This window comes from Pseudomonas sp. p21 (genome assembly GCF_001642705.1).
Lineage (GTDB): Bacteria > Pseudomonadota > Gammaproteobacteria > Pseudomonadales > Pseudomonadaceae > Aquipseudomonas.
On the sequence record NZ_LWBV01000007.1, the window covers coordinates 253,239 to 272,243 of the forward strand.

At 65.3% G+C, this 19,005-nt stretch carries 20 protein-coding genes; 6 read left to right on the top strand and 14 right to left on the bottom strand.

Translation table 11 applies throughout. The annotated features are described in order from the left end of the window. Positions 1-179: 179 nt before the first annotated feature. The 9 genes from madM to mdcA all read right to left on the bottom strand — a co-directional run bounded on the left by madM (position 180) and on the right by mdcA (position 7,639). Positions 180-944 carry a malonate transporter subunit MadM gene (madM, locus tag A4C63_RS20295; protein ID WP_063914278.1) on the bottom strand — a complete coding sequence of 255 codons (765 nt, stop codon included), beginning with the start codon at positions 942-944 and terminating at the stop codon, positions 180-182. A gap of 2 nt (positions 945-946) precedes the next feature. Continuing rightward, complete coding sequence (gene madL / locus A4C63_RS20300; RefSeq protein ID WP_063914279.1) at positions 947-1,369, bottom strand: malonate transporter subunit MadL; 423 nt, start codon at positions 1,367-1,369, stop codon at positions 947-949. A 201-nt stretch (positions 1,370-1,570) separates the two neighbouring features. Then, positions 1,571-2,491 (bottom strand): malonate decarboxylase subunit epsilon, encoded by a 921-nt coding sequence (gene mdcH, locus A4C63_RS20305; protein ID WP_063914280.1) that lies wholly within the window; start codon positions 2,489-2,491, stop codon positions 1,571-1,573. After that, positions 2,488-3,102 carry a malonate decarboxylase holo-ACP synthase gene (locus A4C63_RS20310; RefSeq protein WP_063914281.1) on the bottom strand — a complete coding sequence of 205 codons (615 nt, stop codon included), beginning with the start codon at positions 3,100-3,102 and terminating at the stop codon, positions 2,488-2,490. Before A4C63_RS20310 ends, mdcH begins: the two co-directional genes overlap by 4 nt. Before the next feature lies 1 nt (position 3,103). Beyond that, complete coding sequence (gene mdcE, locus A4C63_RS20315) at positions 3,104-3,895, bottom strand: biotin-independent malonate decarboxylase subunit gamma (protein WP_063914282.1); 792 nt, start codon at positions 3,893-3,895, stop codon at positions 3,104-3,106. Then, positions 3,892-4,740 carry a biotin-independent malonate decarboxylase subunit beta gene (locus A4C63_RS20320; RefSeq protein ID WP_063914283.1) on the bottom strand — a complete coding sequence of 283 codons (849 nt, stop codon included), beginning with the start codon at positions 4,738-4,740 and terminating at the stop codon, positions 3,892-3,894. Before A4C63_RS20320 ends, mdcE begins: the two co-directional genes overlap by 4 nt. After that, positions 4,733-5,032, bottom strand: a complete 300-nt coding sequence (locus A4C63_RS20325) for a malonate decarboxylase subunit delta (RefSeq protein ID WP_063914284.1) — start codon at positions 5,030-5,032, stop codon at positions 4,733-4,735. The genes A4C63_RS20320 and A4C63_RS20325 overlap by 8 nt, the downstream gene beginning before the upstream one ends. Position 5,033: 1 nt before the next feature. Continuing rightward, complete coding sequence (locus tag A4C63_RS20330) at positions 5,034-5,978, bottom strand: triphosphoribosyl-dephospho-CoA synthase (RefSeq protein ID WP_063914285.1); 945 nt, start codon at positions 5,976-5,978, stop codon at positions 5,034-5,036. Further along, a complete protein-coding gene (mdcA, locus tag A4C63_RS20335; RefSeq protein WP_063914286.1) occupies positions 5,978-7,639 on the bottom strand; it encodes a malonate decarboxylase subunit alpha in 1,662 nt (553 codons plus the stop codon). Before mdcA ends, A4C63_RS20330 begins: the two co-directional genes overlap by 1 nt. A gap of 365 nt (positions 7,640-8,004) precedes the next feature. Between mdcA and A4C63_RS20340 the strand changes: the two genes are divergently transcribed. Next, the gene (locus A4C63_RS20340) at positions 8,005-9,075 is read left to right on the top strand and encodes an enoyl-CoA hydratase/isomerase family protein (RefSeq protein ID WP_063914287.1); all 1,071 of its coding nucleotides are present in this window, start codon (positions 8,005-8,007) and stop codon (positions 9,073-9,075) included. Positions 9,076-9,091: 16 nt separating this feature from the next. Next, a complete protein-coding gene (locus A4C63_RS20345) occupies positions 9,092-10,243 on the top strand; it encodes an acyl-CoA dehydrogenase family protein (RefSeq protein ID WP_063914288.1) in 1,152 nt (383 codons plus the stop codon). 130 nt (positions 10,244-10,373) lie between these two features. On the opposite strand, the gene A4C63_RS20350 is transcribed toward A4C63_RS20345, so the two are convergent. Then, the gene (locus A4C63_RS20350; RefSeq protein WP_063914289.1) at positions 10,374-11,306 is read right to left on the bottom strand and encodes a LysR family transcriptional regulator; all 933 of its coding nucleotides are present in this window, start codon (positions 11,304-11,306) and stop codon (positions 10,374-10,376) included. Between the two features lie 125 nt (positions 11,307-11,431). Here A4C63_RS20350 and A4C63_RS20355 point away from each other — a divergent pair, with 125 nt between their 5' ends. After that, entirely contained in the window at positions 11,432-11,695 is a 264-nt protein-coding gene (locus A4C63_RS20355) for a DUF2790 domain-containing protein (protein WP_063914290.1), read from the top strand. Position 11,696: 1 nt separating this feature from the next. On the opposite strand, the gene A4C63_RS20360 is transcribed toward A4C63_RS20355, so the two are convergent. Continuing rightward, on the bottom strand, positions 11,697-12,389 hold the full coding sequence (locus A4C63_RS20360; protein WP_063914291.1) for a tRNA (adenine(22)-N(1))-methyltransferase TrmK: 693 nt from the start codon (positions 12,387-12,389) through the stop codon (positions 11,697-11,699). Positions 12,390-12,525: 136 nt separating this feature from the next. Here A4C63_RS20360 and A4C63_RS20365 point away from each other — a divergent pair, with 136 nt between their 5' ends. Together A4C63_RS20365 and A4C63_RS20370 are read left to right on the top strand one after the other, a co-directional pair. Beyond that, positions 12,526-12,906 carry a RidA family protein gene (locus A4C63_RS20365; RefSeq protein ID WP_015270613.1) on the top strand — a complete coding sequence of 127 codons (381 nt, stop codon included), beginning with the start codon at positions 12,526-12,528 and terminating at the stop codon, positions 12,904-12,906. Positions 12,907-13,160: 254 nt separating this feature from the next. Continuing rightward, entirely contained in the window at positions 13,161-15,161 is a 2,001-nt protein-coding gene (locus tag A4C63_RS20370; RefSeq protein WP_063914292.1) for a U32 family peptidase, read from the top strand. A 112-nt stretch (positions 15,162-15,273) separates the two neighbouring features. On the opposite strand, the gene A4C63_RS20375 is transcribed toward A4C63_RS20370, so the two are convergent. After that, positions 15,274-16,599 carry a sigma-54 dependent transcriptional regulator gene (locus tag A4C63_RS20375; RefSeq protein WP_063914293.1) on the bottom strand — a complete coding sequence of 442 codons (1,326 nt, stop codon included), beginning with the start codon at positions 16,597-16,599 and terminating at the stop codon, positions 15,274-15,276. Between the two features lie 341 nt (positions 16,600-16,940). Between A4C63_RS20375 and A4C63_RS20380 the strand changes: the two genes are divergently transcribed. Next, positions 16,941-17,207: a hypothetical protein gene (locus A4C63_RS20380; RefSeq protein WP_013972506.1), complete on the top strand. Its 267-nt coding sequence runs from the start codon at positions 16,941-16,943 to the stop codon at positions 17,205-17,207. Positions 17,208-17,313: 106 nt separating this feature from the next. Here the strand turns inward: A4C63_RS20380 and A4C63_RS20385 are convergent, their stop codons facing one another. Next, a complete protein-coding gene (locus A4C63_RS20385) occupies positions 17,314-17,880 on the bottom strand; it encodes a VWA domain-containing protein (RefSeq protein ID WP_063914294.1) in 567 nt (188 codons plus the stop codon). 101 nt (positions 17,881-17,981) lie between these two features. Further along, positions 17,982-19,004 carry an ATP-binding protein gene (locus tag A4C63_RS20390; protein ID WP_063914295.1) on the bottom strand — a complete coding sequence of 341 codons (1,023 nt, stop codon included), beginning with the start codon at positions 19,002-19,004 and terminating at the stop codon, positions 17,982-17,984. Between the last annotated feature and the right edge of the window lies 1 nt (position 19,005).

A 19,005-nucleotide genomic window follows, 5' to 3' on the forward strand; every position in this document is an offset into this window, starting at 1 on the left:
TTCTTCGCGGCTAAAGCCGCTCCCACAGGGTACGAGGATCGCTTGCGAATTCAGTTATCTCTGCGACAGCGCGGCCCAAAGGGCTGGGCAATCTCCCACAGGGATCGCGCCAACTTTAAGAATTTGAGCAAGACAGTTCCCGCAGAGATCTGCGCTGGCTTCCAGGTTTGCGTTCGCCGTCAACCGACCAGGGCGCGTACGCAGAAGTACAAGATCGACGGCCCCATCAGGCAGCCCAACCCGGTATGGAACGTGGCTGTCAGCGCCCCGTACGGCACCAGGCGCCGGTCGGTCGCCGCCAGCCCGGCCGTCACCCCCGATACCGTCCCCGCCAACCCGCCGAACACCATCGCCGAACGTGGGTTGTCCAGCGCCAGCAGGCGCGCCGATACCGGGGTGAACACCATCACCAGGATCGCCTTGATCAGCCCGGTGGCAATCGACAGGGCCATCACATCCGAGCTGGCTCCCAGTGCCGCCCCGGTTACCGGCCCGACGATATAGGTCACCGCACCCGCACCAATGGTGGTCATGCTCACCGCATCACGGTAACCGAAGGCGTAGGCCACCGCCGCGCCGACAATGAACGGCAGCACAGTGCCGAGCAGCAGCGCCACCGCACCGATCATCCCGGCCCTGCGCGCCTCGGTGGCCTGTACTTCGAAGGCCGTAGCGACAATGGCGAAGTCGCGCAGCATGGCGCCGCCCATCAGGCCGATGCCGGAGAACAGCGCCATGTCGGCCAGGCCTTTCTGGCCACCAGTAAGGGTGCCACCCACCCAGGCCAGCACCAGGCCAATGACGATGGCGATGGCCGAGCCGTGCACGCGGCCAAAGGTCAGGTACTTCGACAGCACCACCGACAACCACATGATCGCGCCGACCACTGCAAAGGCAGTGATCAGGCCGTTATGTTCCAGGGCATTGTCAATGATTGGCCACATGTTCAACGCCCTCCTGCAGGGGCAGCCTGCACTTTGGTTTCGGGGCCGGCCTCCAGCGCCGGCAGGGGTTCGCCGCGGTGGCTGCGGCTGATCAGGGCAATGGTCGCACCGCACACCAGTACCGCACCTACCGCCGCCAGCAGCGCCACCGGCCCGCCGTGCAGGGCAGTGACCACGTTCTGCTGGGCGGCCATGGCCACCACCACCGGGATGTACATGGCGCCCCAGAAGCCCACGCCGAACTCGCATTCCTTGCTCATGCCGCCGTTGCGGTGCATGTAAAGGCGTGCGCAAATCAGCAGGATCATGGCGATGCCGACCCCGCCCACATTGGATTTGACGCCCAGCAGCACGCCCAGGAAGTCGCCGACGATGACGCCGGCAAGCGTACAGACCGCCAGCAGTGCCACACCATAGATGATCATTGTTGTTGTCCTCAGGTAGTGTCGAAGTTGCTTGTTGTTGTTCTTCGCCATCAGTAAACCTGCAAGCACCGCGCTGGCTTCTTCGCGGGTAAACCCGCTCCCACAGGTACTGCAAATACCTTGAGCCCTGTTTGATTCCTGTGGGAGCGGGTTTACCCGCGAACACGGGCGCAGCCCGTGCCATCCGCCGCGGTGTTGCCGTCATCGATCGTTGGCCACCTCCTGGCGCAGCAGCGCATCCAGGCTGTCCCAACGGGTGCCTTCAACAGCTACCACCCTGCCCTGCTCGAACACCGGCCGGGCCAGCCCGCTGAGCACGTTGCCGGGCGGCAGTTCCAGGTGCAGGCGCACGCCACGCTCGTAGGCGTTGCGCAACGTGGCACGCCAGTCGACCACCCGCGCCATGTTGCCGGCCAGGTCGTCGCGCAGACGCTGTGGGTCGAATACCGGCCGTGCGCTGCTGCCGCTGAGGTAGGTGATACGCGGCCGCTGCAGCTCGACCGTGGCGAAGGCACTGGCCAGTTCGGCCGCCGGGCCATCCAGCAACGGGCAATGCGACGGCACGCTGACCGCCAGGCGCCGGGCCGCACCTTGGCCCAGGCGCCGTGCTCTGGTGGCAACCGCAGCCATAGCGCTATCGGCACCTGCAATGACGATCTGGTTGTCGCTGTTGAGGTTGGCGACATACACCTCGCCGCCCACATCGCTCAGCAAACGTTCGACGCTGGCCAGGTCCAGGCCACTGAGCGCGGTCATGCCGTAGCCTTGCGGATAGGCGCGCTGCATCAGCTCGCCACGCAGGGCAACCAGGCGCACGGCATCGGCAAATGCCAGGGCGCCCGCCGTAACTGCTGCCGGATAGGCACCGATCGACAGGCCGGCCACGTAATCCGGCGCGGGGCTGCGCTGCATCAGCCAGCGTGCCCAGGCCACGCCAGCCAGCAACAGGCACAGCTGCACGGCACGGGTGGTCTGCAGGGCCTGCTGGCTGTCCAGCGCCAAGGTCTGCTGACCGAGGGTGTCACTGGCCTCTTCCAGCAGTTGCCCGGCGCCCTCAGGCAGGCGCTGCAGCATGCCCACCTGCTGGGCGCCCTGGCCGGGGAAGGCGAACAGGCTGCTCATGCGGCACGCTCCATCGCTGCCCAAGGGTCGCTGACCAGGCGTGGGCCATGGGCCGACTTGAGCAGCACGCGGTGGGCGAAGCCGGCCCACTCGCGCAGGGCGACAGCACCCGCCGGGGTTTCCAGCTGCAGGTCGATACGGCACGGTGCGCAATCGAGGATATCCAGCAGTTCCCGTGCCTGCGCCCGGGCCAGCGGTTGTGGCGTGCGCAGCAGCAAGTCCAGGTCGCTCTCGGCGTGCACCACCTCCATACCGGTGGCAATCTGGTACCCCACCCCGCCTGTAGGCCCCCAGGCCAGGCCACTGGCATCCAGTACCGGCGCGACCGAGGCCAAGGCCTGCAACGCAAGCCAAGGGCTTTCGGCTTGCCAGTGCAGCGTTTCGGGGCCTTGCTGACGCTGGATATCGGCCAGGCACATCAACGCACCCAAGCGCTGCGCCCGGCTCTGACCACGCAACCCGACAGCTACCCAACCGCCCTCACAGACGGCACGGCGTACCACTACCGGCTGACCGCTCACCAACACGTCCAGCGCCCACTGCGGCGCATCGGCAGGCAAGCCCGACACAGGCATCCCCCAGAGCAGGTCGTGCGGCCTTGGCGCGGTCATCTCAAGCGCCCTGCCATTGACGGCGCAGCTGGTCGCGCACTTGGCGCGAGGCACTGCGGTTTTCACCGGCCAGCCGCGACGACAGATCGCTCGAGCTGCCGATGTCGCGCACCGCATCTGCCAGGCAGGCACGTACCTGGGTGATGTCGGCGCTGCTCGGCGTCTCGGCGTTGTCCACCGTGAGACGGCGCCACAGCAGGCCGAGCGAGGCGTAGCTGGCCAGGTCGTAGGCCATCGGCGGCACCTCGGCGGCCAGGGCCTCCAGTTGTTCGACGCTACGCAGGGTGATGCGCGCCGCTGCCGCCTTGCCCATCGCGTGCACCATGACCCCGGCATCGTCCAGGGCAATCAGGCGCTGGGCCTGATAACCGTGGGCGAGGAAAGCACCAGACATGGCCTTGCCGACCAGCAGGCCTATCACCGGGTGCCCGGCCAGCCGCGCCTGGGCATAGGCCTGCACCGCAGCGGCCAGCGCCTGATGAATACCCAACGCCTCCTCCCGGCGGCCATAGGCCTGGCTGGGCACGTCGATCACCGCGACGATCGCCCGTTTCTGACCATGGCGGTCAGCCTCGACCGCTTCGCTCACGGCCTTGGCCAGGCCCCAGCCTTCCAGCAGCCCGACTTCGCCCGAGCGCGCCCGGGGGAACGGATTGTCGGCATCCGGGACCACAGCGATGAAGCGCGCCAGGCGGTTGTCCAGTTCGCCATCGATTACCCGCAACGACGCGGGATAGCCTGGCAATGTTTGCCCGCCGGCCAGGCCCGGCAGCCAGTTCAAGGCACGGTTCATTTGGCTTCTCCTTGATAGAGGTCGCGCACGGCAGCGGCATCCAGTTGCGGGCGACCATCGCCCAGCAGGGCCAGGCGTTCGAGGAACCAGGCGTGTTGACTGGCACGATCCCTTGAAGGCTCGTCCAGTAATTGCAGCAAGCGTTCGCGCAACGCCTCGATGTCATCAGCCACATAGGCATCGACCAACCCGCTGGCGTGGCGCTGCTCGCCACCGGTCAGGCTCCAGATGAAGGGGCGGTCCTTGGCATCGTATTCACCGATACCCGCTTCCTGCTCGATCACCTGCGGGCCATTAAGGCCCAGGCGCGCTTCGCGGGTGACCAGCAAGTGGCTGCACAGGCCGGCGGCGATGGACATGCCGCCGAAACAACCGACCGAACCTGCGACCAGGCCGACCACCGGCTGCCAAGCCCGCAGCTCGACAATCGCCGCCTGGATTTCGGCAATCGCCGCCAGGCCCAGGTTGGCCTCCTGCAGGCGTACACCGCCGGTTTCCAGCAGCAACACGGCGCAGGTGGGGACACCGTTGCGGTTGTCTTCGATAGCCAGCTCCAAGGCACCGGCGATCTTGGCACCGCCTACCTCGCCCATGCTGCCGCCCTGGAAGCCGCCTTCGATGGCGGCGACCACAGCCTTGCGCCCGTTCAGCAGGCCCTTGGCGATGACCACGCCATCATCGGCCTGGGGCACGATGCCCTGGCGTGGCAACCACGGCGACATCAGCCGGTCGAACGGCCCCAGCAGTTCACGGAAGCTACCCGGGTCGAGCACGGCGCGGGCGCGCTGACGGGCGCCCAGTTCGACAAAGCTGCGGCTGCGCAGCAAGCGTTCGGTGTCAGTCATGAGCAATCTCCTCGAAGCCTTGCTCCAGGCGAAGGCGCACCACGCCTGGGGTGGCGCCGAAATCATGGATGTCGATGTTCACCGCCGGCCAGGTGCGGCCATCGAACAGGCGCTGGAACAGCTGCGCCCAGCGTGCAGCGCTGCCATTGACCGAGGTCACTACCTGTATTTGCAGGTTGCCGGCGCTGCCGGGTTCGATCAGCACTTCAAGGTCGCCGGAGCTGACACAACCCACCAGCGTGCGGCCGCGCCCCGGTTCGGCGGCGGGGAAATTAAAGGTCAGGGTTTCCATGTCACAGGCTCCCGGCTTTGTCGAGGAACAGGCAGGCGGCCAGCAGATCGGCGGCGCCGCCCGGTGAGGCATTCAGGTGCAGCAGGTGCTGGTCCAGCCGGCGCAGTTGCCGGCGCCCGGCTAGCGTGGCACTGCCGCCTTCGGTGAGCACGGCACAGGCGCCTTGCTGGACGGCAGCCAACCCGGTCGGGCCGCTGCGCCAGAGCACGCAGGTGTCGCTGAGCACGGCCATGATCGCCAGTAGCGCGTCGAGCCGGGCGTTCGGCTCGCTGGCACCGGCGGCGCGGCTGCGCTGCAGTTGCGGCAGGCCGTGACCGATGACAGCGGGGAAGCCTTGTTGCGCCTGCTCGCGGGCGCCGCCAGTGCCATAGCGGCGGCGTACCTGCAGGCCATGGCTGTCTTGGCTGGTCATGGCGGGGTCGTCGAACAGTGCGATGCGACCGGCACGGGCAGCCAGGGTGTTGGTATCGGCCTGGGTGTCGAGGGCCTTGGATGCTACCAGCAGGCCGAGGGCCCAGATTGCGCCGCGATGGGTGTTGACCCCGCCGGTGGCGGCCAGCATCGCCGCCTCGCCTTCGCGGCCGAGCTGGCCCAGGGTGGCGCGCAGGGGCTGGCCGATGGTGCCGATGGCCTTGGCGGCTTCGGCCATGTTGCGCAGGCATGGCCACAGGGCCAGGGCCGAGGCATGCATCAGCGCCAGGGTCATGTCGGGGTGGGCGCCGTTGCCACGGCGGTCGACCAGGCCGGGCTTTGGGGACAGGTCGGCTTCGTCGATCAGGGCTTCCACGGCCAGGTCGGCCAGGTGGTCGGCCAGGGGTAATTCGGTTGTCTGTGCCGGCCTCTTCGCGGGTATACCCGCTCCCACAAGGATGGTGCGATGTTCAAATGCGTCACTATTCCTGTGCTTGCGAAGAAGCCCATGCGGTTGCAAGTCGAGTGCTTTCATCACCAGCTCCTGAACCGTGCAGGCGGGTTGTAGAGGCCGCCGGACCATTCGACCAGGTCAGCGATGCTGCGCGCAGCCAGCAGTTCGCGGCTGGCATCGGTGCGGCGGATGCCGAGGTCTTCGGGCAAGGCGACCAGGCCTTGCTGGCGCAGGTGCAAGGTGTCCTTGGGGTCGTGACGCAGGCCGATGGCGGTTACCCCGGCCACGGCGGCGATCATCTGCTGGCGCTCTTCCAGGCTGCGCGCCTTGTACAGGTAGGCAATGCCCTCCTCGGTCAGCAGGTGGGTGACGTCGTCGCCATAGATCATCACTGGGGCCAGCGGCATGCCGGCTTTCTTTGCCACGTCCACGGCATCGAGCGTTTCCACGAAGGTGGGCTTGCCGCCTTCCTGGTAGGTCTCGACCATCTGTACCACCAGCTTGCGACCGCGTTCGAGCATTGTTTCCGGCTCGGTCATGTCGAGCCAGGCCGGGGTCGCGTGGCGTCGGCCACGCGGGTCGTGGCCCATGTTCGGTGCTCCGCCGAAGCCGGCCAGACGGCCGCGGGTCACGGTCGAGGAATGGCCATCGCCATCTACCTGCAGGGTGGCGCCAATGAACAGGTCGACGGCGTACTGCCCGGCCAGCTGGCACATCATGCGGTTGGAACGCAGCGAGCCATCACGGCCAGTGAAGAACACGTCCGGGCGCTGGGCGATGTAGTCCTCCATGCCCAGTTCGGTGCCGAAGCAGTGCACGCTTTCCACCCAGCCGGTCTCGATGGCCGGGATCAGGGTCGGGTGTGGGTTGAGTGTCCAGTTGCGGCAGATCTTGCCCTTCAGGCCCAGGGACTCGCCATAGGTAGGCAGGATCAGCTCGATGGCAGCGGTGTTGAAGCCAATACCATGATTCAGCGACTGCACCTGGTGCTTTTCGTAGATCCCGCGAATGGCCATCATCGCCATCAGCACGTGCACCGGTTTGATATGGCGCGGGTCGCGGGTGAACAGCGGCTCTATATAGAACGGCTGGTCGGCAACCACCACGAAATCGACCCAGGACGCCGGGATATCGACCCTGGGCAGGTCATCCACGCGGTCCACCAACTGGTTGACCTGGGCGATGACGATACCGTCGCTGAACGCGGCCGGCTCCACCAGTGCCGGGGTGTCTTCGGTGCTGGGGCCGGTGAACAGGTTGCCATCGCGGTCGGCCATGAAGCCAGCCACCAGAGTGACGTTGGGGATCAGGTCGACCAGCAGCCGCGAGTACAGCTCGATATAGGTGTGGATGGCACCGACCTCGAGCAGGCCGTCTTCCAGCAGTTGGCCAATGCGCAGGCTTTGCGGGCCGGCGAAAGAGAAGTCGAGCTTGCGGGCAATGCCACGTTCGAACAGGTCCAGGTGCTCGGCGCGGCTGACGCTGGGCATGATCATGTGCAGGTCGTGCAGGCGCCCCGGGTCGACCCTGGCCAGCGCGCGCGAGAGGAAGTCGGCCTGCTTCTGGTTGTTGCCTTCGAGCACTACCCGGTCGCCGGGAGCGAGCAGCAGCTCCAGGGCTTCGACGATACGCTCGGTGGGCAGCACCACGCCGTCGGCGAGGTGGCGGACCCGGTCAAGGCGACGCAGCTTTTCGGCGCGCCGCCGGGACCATTGCGGCGGTGGATTCTTGGTTGTTGTCATGGTGACTCCACGGGTTCGCTGTCGTGGGGGTCACCTTAGGGCTGGGGTGGTTGGGGGATCAATCAAGCTACTGGCGCTTTCGTTACTGTCAGGTTAATGATTCAGTGACGCTTTGCTTTTTGTAGGAGCAGCCTTGTGCTGCGAAGAGGCCCTGACGGCCATAGAATGTCGTTAGCCATGCCGGCGCTTTCGCAGCACAAGGCTGCTCCTACAGGGAGCGCGCAACCTTCGGGCAGGGCAAAAATGCACGATGCCCTTGCACAATTGTCGATTGTGCAAGGCAAATTCGCATGACAGGATCCTGCGATCCTCCAGCGAACTCCAGACTTCACTTGGAAAATCAATAACAAAGCAGGGAGAACGCAATGACTGCGCACGCTCATACCTCGGCAACCGACCATGTGCTGGCCGAGGTCCGCAACCAGATTGGCCACCTGACCCTGAACCGTCCCGCCGGCCTCAATGCCTTGACCCTGGACATGGTCCGCAGCCTGCGCCAGCACCTCGACCTGTGGGCCGAAGACCCGCAAGTGCGCGCCGTGGTACTGCGTGGCGAGGGCCCCAAGGGCTTTTGCGCCGGTGGCGATATCCGCTCGCTGCACGACAGCTTCAAGGCCGGCGAAACGCTGCATGAAACCTTCTTCGTCGAGGAATACGCCCTCGACCTGTCCATCCACCGCTACCCCAAACCGGTGCTGGTGCTGATGGACGGCTTCACCCTCGGTGGCGGCATGGGCCTGGCCCAGGGCTGCGACCTGCGCGTGGTCACCGAACGCAGCCGCCTGGGCATGCCCGAAGTGGGAATCGGCTACTTCCCGGATGTGGGCGGCAGCTACTTCCTGTCGCGCCTCCCTGGCGAACTGGGCATCTACCTGGGCGTCAGCGGCAGCCAGATCCAGGCAGCCGATGCACTTTACTGCGGCCTGGCCGACTGGTACCTGGCCAGCGACCAGCTGGCAGCCCTCGACCAGGGCCTGGACCAGCTTCGCTTCGGCGACCAGCCACTCAAGGACCTGCAGAACCTGCTGGCCCGGCTCGGCACCCAGGTGCTCGAGGATGCGCCGTTGGAAAAACTGCGCCCGGTCATCGACCACTTCTTCGCCCTGCCCGACGTGCCCGCCATCGTCGAGCAACTGCGTGCGGTGAGCATTGGCGACAGCCACGCCTGGGCCGTGGCCACTGCCGACCAGCTGGAAAGCCGCTCACCGCTGGCCATGGCGGTTACTCTGGAAATGCTGCGCCGGGGTCGCCAGCTGGGCCTTGACGAGTGCTTTGCCATGGAGCTGCACCTGGACCGCCAGTGGTTCCAGCACGGCGACATCATCGAAGGCGTGCGCGCGCTGATCATCGACAAGGACAAGCAGCCACGCTGGAACCCGCCGACCCTGGCCGCACTGCAACGCCAGCGGGTCGACCAATTCTTCGAAGGCCTGTGAGCCCGGGAGTACACAGATGCAAGACCTGGAACTGAGCGAAGAACAGATCATGATCCGCGACATGGCCCGGGACTTTTCCCGTGGCGAAATCGCCCCGCATGCCCAGGCCTGGGAAAAGGCCGGCTGGATCGACGACGGCGTGGTGCGCAAGATGGGCGAACTGGGCCTGCTGGGCATGGTGGTGCCGGAAGACTTCGGCGGCAGCTACACCGACTACGTCGCCTACGCCCTGGCGGTGGAAGAGATTGCCGCCGGCTGCGGCGCCACCGGAGCGATGATGAGCATTCACAACTCGGTGGGCTGCGGCCCGCTGCTGGCCTACGGCACGGCCGAACAGCAACAGCAGTGGCTGCCGCGCCTGGCCACTGGCGAAGTGATCGGCTGCTTCTGCCTGACCGAGCCGCAGGCCGGTTCCGAGGCGCACAACCTGCGCACCCGCGCCGAACTGGTGGATGGCCAGTGGGTGATCAACGGCGCCAAGCAGTTCGTCAGCAACGCCCGCCGCGCCGGGTTGGCGATCGTCTTTGCGGTGACCGACCCGGAGCTGGGCAAAAAGGGCCTGTCGGCGTTCCTGGTGCCCACCGACAACCCGGGCTTCAAGGTCGATCGCAGCGAGCACAAGATGGGCATCCGCGCCTCCGACACCTGCGCGGTCACCTTCGACAACTGCCGCATCCCCGCCGCCAACATCCTTGGTGAACGTGGCAAAGGCCTGGCCATCGCCCTGTCCAACCTCGAAGGCGGCCGTATCGGCATTGCTGCCCAGGCGCTGGGCATTGCCCGTGCCGCCTTCGAGGCGGCGTTGGTCTACTCGCGCGATCGGGTGCAATTCGGCAAGCCGATCAACGAGCACCAGAGCATCGCCAACCTGCTGGCCGACATGCAGGTGCAGGTGAATGCCGCGCGGTTGCTGATCCTGCATGCCGCACGCCTGCGCAGCGCCGGCAAGCCGTGCCTGTCGGAGGCCTCGCAGGCCAAGCTGTTCGCCTCGGAAATGGCCGAGCGAGTGTGCTCGATGGCGATCCAGGTGCATGGCGGCTATGGCTACCTGGAGGATTACCCTGTGGAGCGCTATTACCGCGATGCGCGGATCACGCAGATCTATGAAGGGTCGAGCGAGATCCAGCGGATGCTGATTGCGCGGGAGTTGAAGCACTATCCGCTGTAGGAGCAGCCTTGCGCTGCGAAGAGGGCCGCAACGCGGCCCCACGATGCAAAAATTGCAGGGGCCGCTTTGCGGCCCTTTCGCGACACAAGGCCGCTCCTACAAGGGCCAGCGTTAACCGCCCCACACTCGGCTATCGCCAATAGCGCGAATCATCCACCACCTTGGCATGCCCCTCGAACAGCGCCGGCAGTTGCTCCTTGAGGTAGTCGATCCAGGTGCGCACCTTGGCATCCAGGTAATGCCGTGACGGGTAGATCGCATACAGCGCACTCTCACGCAGGCGATATGGCGCCAACAACCGGCACAAGCGCCCCTGCTCGATCGCCTGGCTCGCGGTGTAGAACGGCAACAGGCCAATGCCCATGCCCAGTTCGCTGGCCACCAGCATGGCGTCGGCGACGTTGGTGGAGAAACTGTCGTTCGGTGCGATCACACACTGGTCCACCCCTTGCGGGAACACCCAGTCACCTTCATACATCGGATAAGCCATGCGCAGGCAGCGGTGCTGGTGCAGGTCTTCCGGGCGCTCGGGCACGCCGTGGGCCACCAGGTAGCTCGGCGCCGCGCAGGGGATGCTGAAAATGGTGCCCAGCGGCACGGCGATCAGCTGCGAATCCGGCAACGCCCCGTCAACGGTAATCACCACGTCATGCCCTTCGGCCAGCGGGTCGGGGTTGCGCTGGGACAGGGTCAACTCGATCACCACTTCCGGGCACAGTGCGTTGTAGCCGGCCACCAGCGGCATCAGCAACAGGCCCAACCCGTGCGGGCAATGCAAACGCAGGCGGCCGCGGGGCGTGAGGTGCGCACCACGGGCTTCGCCCACCGCCTCTTCGGTCAGCAACAGGATCTGCCGCGAGCGCTCGAGAAACCGCTCGCCCGCTTCGCTCATGCGCAAACGCCGCGTGGTGCGGTGCAACAGGCGGGTCTGCAGCTGGTTTTCCAGCTCGGCAACGATGCGCGAAACCTGCGCCGCAGAGATGTCCAGGGCATTGGCGGCCGCAGCGAAGCTGCCACATTCCACCACACGGGCGAAGGTACGCATGGCATGCAGCATGTCCATGAAGGTGTGCTCCTTGTTCGGTCTTATTCTTGCGTTACAGGCAGGAATCTATCACGGGTTAGACCATTTATTGTGGATGACCAATGAATGGATCATTAGCCATACATTGAAAAAAGGAGCCTGCCATGAAACGTTCGATCGCTGTCCTTGCCGTTGCCGCTACCCTCGCCTCGTTCGGTGCCTTGGCCGACGCCAGCAGCAATCAACCGGTCAGCAGCAGCAATTACGAATACGGCATGCCGCTGGACATTGCCAAAGTCATCTCCATCACCCCGGCCAGCAACGCTGCCGACTGCCAGGTTGGCACCGCGCACATGGTGTATGTCGACCACCAGGGCCAGAAGCGCGAAGTCGACTACCGGGAAATGGGCAACTGCTCGCAGCAGTGAGTCAGCCCAGCGCCTCGGTGATCCAGCCGACCTGTTGCCTGAAGTCATCGATTTTCGCCTGGGGCACCGCATCGCGGGCCCGCTCGAAGTTGGCCAGGGTCTGCTGCTTCTGCCGCAGCATGCGCCGCCACTTGACCAGGAACGCCTCGCTTTTCTCCTGCAACAACACCGGGCCGAAGTACAGCTGTTCAGCGGTATACGCTGCCCCGCCCGGCTCGGCGACGATGATCTCGTAGTCGAAACGGTTTTCCCGCAGCAGTTCTTCGCTGACGATCCGGTAACCATTGCCCATCAGCCACTGGCGCAGTTCGCGCTCAGCGCCATTGGGTTGCAGCACCAGGCGCGTGACACCCGCCAAGCGCTGTTTGCCGGCCTCGAGGATCTCGCACATGGTGTCGCCCCCCATGCCGCAGATGCTGATCACCGAGATGCGATCTTCCGGCTCGACCGCTGCCAGGCCGTCGGCCAGGCGCACGCCGACTCGGCCTTCCAGGCCGTTCCTGCGCACGTTGCGCTGGGCCGAGGCGAACGGCGTCTGCGCCACCTCGCCCGCTACCGCCGCTTCCAGCACCCCGCGCAGCATCAAGGCCACCGGCAGGTAGCCATGGTCCGAGCCGATGTCGGCCAGGCGCGCGCCTTGCGGTACTTGTGCCGCCACGCGCTCCAGGCGCCTGGACAATGTCTGTTCGTTCAACGTAAACCCCTGCTTTGCAATCGGCCGCGATTCTGACGGCGAACGCCGCGCATTTCAAACACCGGGGCGCCCTCGACCGGGCCAGCGCGCTCGCGTAGGCTTGCCGCTTTCCTTCCGTAGCAAGGCAAAACCCACCATGGCACAAGCAGACATCATCTACACCCCGGACCCGGACGCCGAGTCGATTTCCTCCGACGTCGCCGAATACAACGGCGTGCTGGTCACCACGCAGATCCCGACCCACGCCGATGGCAGCCTGGAGCTGGGCGGCATCGTCGAGCAGAGCGAGTGCACCCTGCAGGCGCTGAAAGTGGCGCTGGAGAAGGCCGGCAGCGGCATGGACCGCGTGCTGCACCTGACCATCTACCTCACCGACATGGCCGACCGCGCGGCATTCAACGAGGTGTACCAGCGCTTCTTCAGCAAGCCCTGGCCGGTACGCGCCGCCGTGGGTGTGGCTGCACTGGCATTCGAAGGCATGCGCGTGGAAGTGACCGCAATGGCCGCCAAGCGCTGATTCACCCTGTCAGGTCCAACCTGATGGAAGCGGCCTGTGGGAGCGGCCTTGTGTCGCGAAAGGGCCGCAAAGCGGCCCCAGTGATCTTGCGGTGGATCCAAGCCCCTGGGGGCGCTACGCCCCCCCGTTCGCGACGCAAGGCCGCTCCCACAGTTTTCCTGCATCCTGCACCTCTCGGCACCCCGATGATGCCGCCAGCCCGTTTCGCCGCTACAATGCCCGCCTAAACCGTGACAGCCCGAACCTATAACGACATGTCCCTTCCAAAGAATCACCTGGAACTGCTCAGCCCTGCCCGTGACGTGGCCATCGCCCGTGAAGCGATCCTGCACGGCGCAGACGCCATCTACATCGGTGGCCCGAGCTTCGGCGCACGCCATAACGCCTGCAACGAAGTCAGCGATATCGCCGAACTGGTCGAGTTCGCCCATCGCTACCATGCACGCGTGTTCACCACCATCAACACCATCCTCCACGACAACGAACTGGAGCCCGCGCGCAAGCTGATCCACCAGCTGTACGACGCCGGTGTCGACGCGCTGATCGTGCAGGACCTGGGGGTGATGGAGCTGGACATCCCGCCGATCGAGCTGCACGCCAGCACCCAGACCGACATCCGCACCCTGGAACGGGCCAGGTTCCTCGACCAGGCCGGCTTCTCCCAGCTGGTACTGGCTCGTGAGCTGAACCTGCAGCAAATCCGCGCCATCGCCGCCGAAACCGACGCCGCCATCGAGTTCTTCATCCACGGTGCGCTGTGCGTGGCCTTCTCCGGCCAGTGCAACATCTCCCATGCGCAGACCGGCCGCAGCGCCAACCGTGGCGACTGCTCGCAAGCCTGCCGCCTGCCGTACACCCTGAAGGATGACCAGGGCCGTGTGGTCGCGTTCGAGAAGCACCTGCTGTCGATGAAGGACAACAACCAGACCGCCAACCTGGCTGACCTGGTCGATGCCGGCGTGCGTTCGTTCAAGATCGAAGGCCGCTACAAGGACGTGGGCTATGTGAAGAACATCACTGCCCACTATCGCAAGGAACTCGACGCCATCCTCGAAGGCCGCCCGGAGCTGGCCCGCGCCTCCAGCGGCCGCACCGAGCACTTCTTCGTGCCCGACCCGGACAAGACGTTCCACCGCGGCAGCACCGACTACTTCGTCACCGACCGCAAGGTCGACATCGGTGCCTTCGACTCGCCAACCTTCACCGGCCTGCCGGTGGGCGTGGTGGAAAAGGTCGGCAAGCGTGACATGCAAGTGGTCACCGAGGTGCCGCTGACCAACGGCGACGGCCTGAATGTGCTGGTCAAGCGTGAAGTGGTGGGCTTCCGTGCCAACATCGCCGAACCGCGTGGCGAGTTCGAGGAAGACGGCGAGAAGCGCTACCGCTACCGCGTCGAGCCCAACGAAATGCCCGAAGGCCTGCACAAGCTGCGGCCCAACCACCCGTTGTCGCGTAACCTCGACCACAACTGGCAGCAAGCCCTGCAACGCACCTCGGCCGAGCGCCGCGTTGGCGTGCAATGGCACGCGGTACTGCGCGAGCAACGCCTGGTGCTGACCGTCACCAGCGAGGAAGGCGTGAGCGCGCAAGTGGCACTGGACGGCCCGTTCGGCACGGCCAACAAGCCGCAGCAGGCACTGGACCAGCTGCACGACCTGCTCGGCCAACTGGGTACCACCATGTACCACGCCGACAGCATCGAGCTGGACGCTCCACAGGCGTACTTCATCCCCAACTCGCAGCTCAAGGCCCTGCGCCGCGAAGCCATCGAGGCGCTGACTGAAGCACGGGTGCAGGCGCACCCGCGTGGCGGGCGCAAGGCCGAGACCACCCCACCGCCGGTATACCCCGAGTCGCACCTGTCGTTCCTGGCCAACGTGTACAACCAGAAGGCCCGCGACTTCTACCATCGCCACGGCGTGCAATTGATCGATGCAGCCTACGAGGCCCATGAAGAGCACGGCGAAGTGCCGGTGATGATCACCAAGCACTGCCTGCGCTTCTCCTTCAACCTGTGCCCCAAGCAGGCCAAGGGCGTGACCGGCGTGCGTACCAAGGTGGCGCCGATGCAGCTGATTCAGGGCGATGAAGTGCTGACCCTGAAGTTCGACTGCAAGCCGTGCGAAATGCATGTGATCGGCAAGATGAAAAGCCACATCATCGACCTGCCGACCCCGGGCAGCGCGGTGGCCCAGGTGGTGGGGCACATCAGCCCGGAAGACCTGCTGAAGACCATTCCCCGCGGGCCGCATTGATCGGTAGCCTGTAGGGGCCTGTTCGCGGGCATGCCCGCTCCCACAGGAACTGCGCGTACCTGTGGGAGCGGGTTTACCCGCCAACACCGGCGTAGCCGGTGCCATCCACTGCTCAGCGCATCTGATGCTTGTGCAGCAATCGATAGAAAGTCGGCCGCGAAATGCCCAACACCTTGGCCGCCACGCTCAGGTTGTCACTGTGCCGGCTAAGGACATCGCACAACGCCTGGCGCTCGGCCCGGTGCTTGTACTCCTCCAGCGTGCCCAGCGGATGCTGCACCCGGTCAAGGGTCTGCAACCCCAGGTCCTGCGCCTCGATTTGCCGGCCTTCAGCCAGCACCAGCCCGCGCCGTACCCGGTTTGCCAACTCGCGGACATTGCCCGGCCAGTCATGCCGGCCCATGGCCGCCAGGGCATGGTCGCTGAACGAACGGGGTCGACGCCCGGTTTCCAGGCTGTAGAAATGGGCAAAATGACTGGCCAGCATCGACAGGTCACCATGCCGGTCGCGCAAAGGCGCGGTCACTACCTGCAACACGTTCAGGCGGTAGTACAGGTCTTCACGAAAGCGCCCCTGCTCGATAGCCCTTTCCAGGTCCACGTGGGTAGCCGCCAATACCCGCACATCCACCGGGATCGGCTGGCTGCCGCCCACCCGCTCGATGTGTTTTTCCTGCAGAAAGCGCAGCAGGTTGGCCTGCAACTCCAGCGGCAGGTCGCCGATTTCGTCGAGGAACAACGTGCCACCATGGGCCGCTTCGATGCGCCCGGCTTTGCGCTGATGCGCACCGGTGAAGGCGCCCCTCTCATGGCCGAACAGTTCGGACTGGATCAGGTGCTCGGGAATCGCCCCACAGTTGATGGCAATGAACGGCTGCTCGCTGCGTTGCGACTGACGGTGCAGGGTGCGCGCCACCAGTTCCTTGCCGGTGCCGCTTTCACCGCGGATCAGCACCGGGGATTCGGTGGGCGCCAGCTTGCCCAGCAGCTTGCGCAGCTCGCGGATCGGGCGGCTTTCGCCGAGCAGTTCGTGGCTCGCTTCATCCACCCTAGCCGCCCCTTTGCCACGCAGGCGTGCCATGCCGAAGGCCCGGCCCAAGGTGACCTGCACGCGGGAAACGTCGAACGGCAAGGTGTGGAAGTCGAAGAACCATTCGCAAACAAAATCGCCGACAGCCGGCATGCGCAGCTGTTCGGCACTGAGCACGGCAATCCATTCGGTGTTACTGCGCTTGATCAAGTCCTTGACCCCGTCCGGGCGCCTCAGGTGCGACGCCTGCAAGCGCAACAGGCCCACATCGCAAGGATGATCCAGCGCGGCACCGAGCATGCAGCTGTCCACATCCCAGCCTGCGCTGCGCAAACCAGGCAACAAACGGTGACAGTCATCGCAGGGGTCGACGATGAGCAAACGGCGTTGGACGGCAGGCTGCTGCATGACCAATCCTTGGCGCCAGTATTAGGTTTCTTGAAATAAAACAGTAAGTTGTGGCGCCTGATTAACAGTAGCAACGAAGTTGACGGTTCCCAGTACCGTCTGTCTGCCGAATCATTTTTTTACAATACGTGACGGGAATTTTCGCACTTTATTGACATCACATGGCGGCATGGGCAAGAACGGATTCGACCCTGCAAAAATTTTTTACAGCCAATGTGTGACTTGCCCCCGGACAACGAGCATCAGTACACATAACCCCGCGCTGCACTTCGCGATAACCGAGGCGACTTTGAAGCAACGCGGACTCACTTCGATGTTTGGGACCATAGAGAGACCGAACCATGAATGCCCCGCTCCGTGTCAACGAAGCACTGCTGATTGCCGACCACGCCTTCGAACCTTTCCAGTGCGTAGCCTGGGATGCACCCAACGGTACTGGTGAACTGAGCCTGGCAGTGATCGACCGGACCAGCACCCGCATCGGCAGCAAGCAAGTGTCCTCGCGTATCTACTCCGACCCGGCCCAGTGGGCCAGCCTGATCGAGGAAGTGCGCGCCGAACTGTGCGAGAAAGGTTACGATCTGCAACCCTGGTCGATGCCAAAATAATTTCGGCCGGCAAACCAAGTGCGTGCACCGTCACGCACTTGTACAACTTCCCGGTTGCTGTTCTGGCAACTTTTCTTATTGCGACATAGTGTCGCGCCAACACTGTTCAATCCACCACCTTGAACTGTTGCAGGTGCTGGTAATCAGCCTGCAGTTGTTGCGCCAGACGCTGCGCACGGCCCAGGCTCACCGGCGCCAGTTCCATATCCACCAGCAAAGTGGCACACGGCATCGGCTGCACGGCGCTCCAGTGCTGCAGGCGACCATCGGTAAACACCAGACAACGCAGCGCCTCTTCGGGGTGGGCCCGTTGCCGCGCCAGTAACCAGTGCCGAGCCTGTTCCAGTGCAGCGATCAACGGCGTACCACCACCGGCCCCCAAGGCTTGCAGCCAGGGTTGCAAAGCGGCCGAGGCCTTCAGGCCGTGGCGCTGCCACTGCGGCGTGCGCCCACTGGCGGTAAGCAGGGCCAGCCGGGCACGCTGGCGGTAGGCCTGGTCGAACAGCGCCGCCAGCAGCCCTTTGGTTTGCGCCAACGCCTGGTGGCGGCGGGTCGAGGCCGAAGCATCGACGATGACCAACCACAGTTCTGCGGGCTTGGCCTGACGTTGCTGCCAGCACAGGTCCTGGCGCTGGCGTGGCCGCCCCTTGAGCAGGGTCGGCAGCCAGGCCACCCGACCGGCCGCGGCACTGCGCGCCCCGCCCCGGCTGGCGCCGTACTGCTTACCTGCGCCCGCTTTGGCATCCGCCCCTTTGGCAGGTGGCTGGGGGATGCTCAGGGCTTTTTTGCCCAGTTCGGCACCTCGCGGCGGGCGCCGCTGGCTACCGGCTGCGCCGGCATTGCGCCCCAGTCGCCCTGCCCACCCTGTTCGCCAGGGTTACCTGCGCCTTGCTGACTGGTCTGCTGCTCAGGCTGCTGCGGCGCCGAAGGCGAGTTGGCCTGAGGCATAACGCGGCGGCGATGGCGCAAGGCGAACTCGGCCACTGCATCGACATCGGCTTCTTCGATGGCCGCGCCGCCGCGCCAGGCACAGTGCGCGCGTGCGGCGCGCAGCCAGACCAGGTCGGCGCGCAGGCCGTCGACCCCGGCGGCGTAACAGCGTTCGGTGATCCAGGCCAGCGCCTGGTCGTCCAGGGCAATGCCGGCCAGGGCGTGGCGCGCCGCCTGGCAGCGCTCGCGCAATTGCGCCTGGGCCTCGGCCCATTGCGCGCAGAAGGCCTGCGGATCGCTGTCAAAGGCCAGGCGGCGGCGAATGATCTGCTGACGCGCCTCAGGCTCGGGCAAGCCTTCAAGCGCCACATTCAGGCCAAAGCGATCGAGCAGCTGTGGGCGCAGCTCGCCCTCCTCCGGGTTCATGGTGCCGATCAGCACGAAACGGGCACTGTGCCGGTGCGAGATGCCATCACGCTCGACGCGGTTGGTGCCACTGGCGGCCACGTCGAGCAACAGGTCTACCAAGGTGTCAGGCAGCAGGTTGACTTCATCGACATACAACACGCCGCCATCGGCCTGGGCCAGCACACCCGGGGAAAACTGCGCCTTGCCCTGCCCCAGCGCGGCATCCAGGTCGAGGGTGCCGACCAACCGTTCTTCGCTGGCGCCCAATGGCAGGGTGACAAACGGTCCCTCACCGAGCAAGTCAGCCAGGCCTCGGGCCAGGGTACTCTTGGCCATGCCGCGCGGCCCCTCGATCAGCACGCCGCCGATCTTCGGGTCGATGGCGGTCAGGCACAGCGCCAGTTTCAGGTCGTCCGCACCGACCACGGCGGCCAGCGGAAATTGCACGGGTTCACTCATT

What these genes read in the sequence shown, in the direction of transcription:
- madM (WP_063914278.1), bottom strand. Translation starts at nt 944, where the DNA reads ATGTGGCCAATCATTGACAATGCCCTGGAACATAACGGCCTGATCACT.
- madL (WP_063914279.1), bottom strand. Translation starts at nt 1,369, where the DNA reads ATGATCATCTATGGTGTGGCACTGCTGGCGGTCTGTACGCTTGCCGGC.
- mdcH (WP_063914280.1), bottom strand. Translation starts at nt 2,491, where the DNA reads ATGAGCAGCCTGTTCGCCTTCCCCGGCCAGGGCGCCCAGCAGGTGGGC.
- A4C63_RS20310 (WP_063914281.1), bottom strand. Translation starts at nt 3,102, where the DNA reads ATGACCGCGCCAAGGCCGCACGACCTGCTCTGGGGGATGCCTGTGTCG.
- mdcE (WP_063914282.1), bottom strand. Translation starts at nt 3,895, where the DNA reads ATGAACCGTGCCTTGAACTGGCTGCCGGGCCTGGCCGGCGGGCAAACA.
- A4C63_RS20320 (WP_063914283.1), bottom strand. Translation starts at nt 4,740, where the DNA reads ATGACTGACACCGAACGCTTGCTGCGCAGCCGCAGCTTTGTCGAACTG.
- A4C63_RS20325 (WP_063914284.1), bottom strand. Translation starts at nt 5,032, where the DNA reads ATGGAAACCCTGACCTTTAATTTCCCCGCCGCCGAACCGGGGCGCGGC.
- A4C63_RS20330 (WP_063914285.1), bottom strand. Translation starts at nt 5,978, where the DNA reads ATGAAAGCACTCGACTTGCAACCGCATGGGCTTCTTCGCAAGCACAGG.
- mdcA (WP_063914286.1), bottom strand. Translation starts at nt 7,639, where the DNA reads ATGACAACAACCAAGAATCCACCGCCGCAATGGTCCCGGCGGCGCGCC.
- A4C63_RS20340 (WP_063914287.1), top strand. Translation starts at nt 8,005, where the DNA reads ATGACTGCGCACGCTCATACCTCGGCAACCGACCATGTGCTGGCCGAG.
- A4C63_RS20345 (WP_063914288.1), top strand. Translation starts at nt 9,092, where the DNA reads ATGCAAGACCTGGAACTGAGCGAAGAACAGATCATGATCCGCGACATG.
- A4C63_RS20350 (WP_063914289.1), bottom strand. Translation starts at nt 11,306, where the DNA reads ATGGACATGCTGCATGCCATGCGTACCTTCGCCCGTGTGGTGGAATGT.
- A4C63_RS20355 (WP_063914290.1), top strand. Translation starts at nt 11,432, where the DNA reads ATGAAACGTTCGATCGCTGTCCTTGCCGTTGCCGCTACCCTCGCCTCG.
- A4C63_RS20365 (WP_015270613.1), top strand. Translation starts at nt 12,526, where the DNA reads ATGGCACAAGCAGACATCATCTACACCCCGGACCCGGACGCCGAGTCG.
- A4C63_RS20370 (WP_063914292.1), top strand. Translation starts at nt 13,161, where the DNA reads ATGTCCCTTCCAAAGAATCACCTGGAACTGCTCAGCCCTGCCCGTGAC.
- A4C63_RS20375 (WP_063914293.1), bottom strand. Translation starts at nt 16,599, where the DNA reads ATGCAGCAGCCTGCCGTCCAACGCCGTTTGCTCATCGTCGACCCCTGC.
- A4C63_RS20380 (WP_013972506.1), top strand. Translation starts at nt 16,941, where the DNA reads ATGAATGCCCCGCTCCGTGTCAACGAAGCACTGCTGATTGCCGACCAC.
- A4C63_RS20390 (WP_063914295.1), bottom strand. Translation starts at nt 19,004, where the DNA reads ATGAGTGAACCCGTGCAATTTCCGCTGGCCGCCGTGGTCGGTGCGGAC.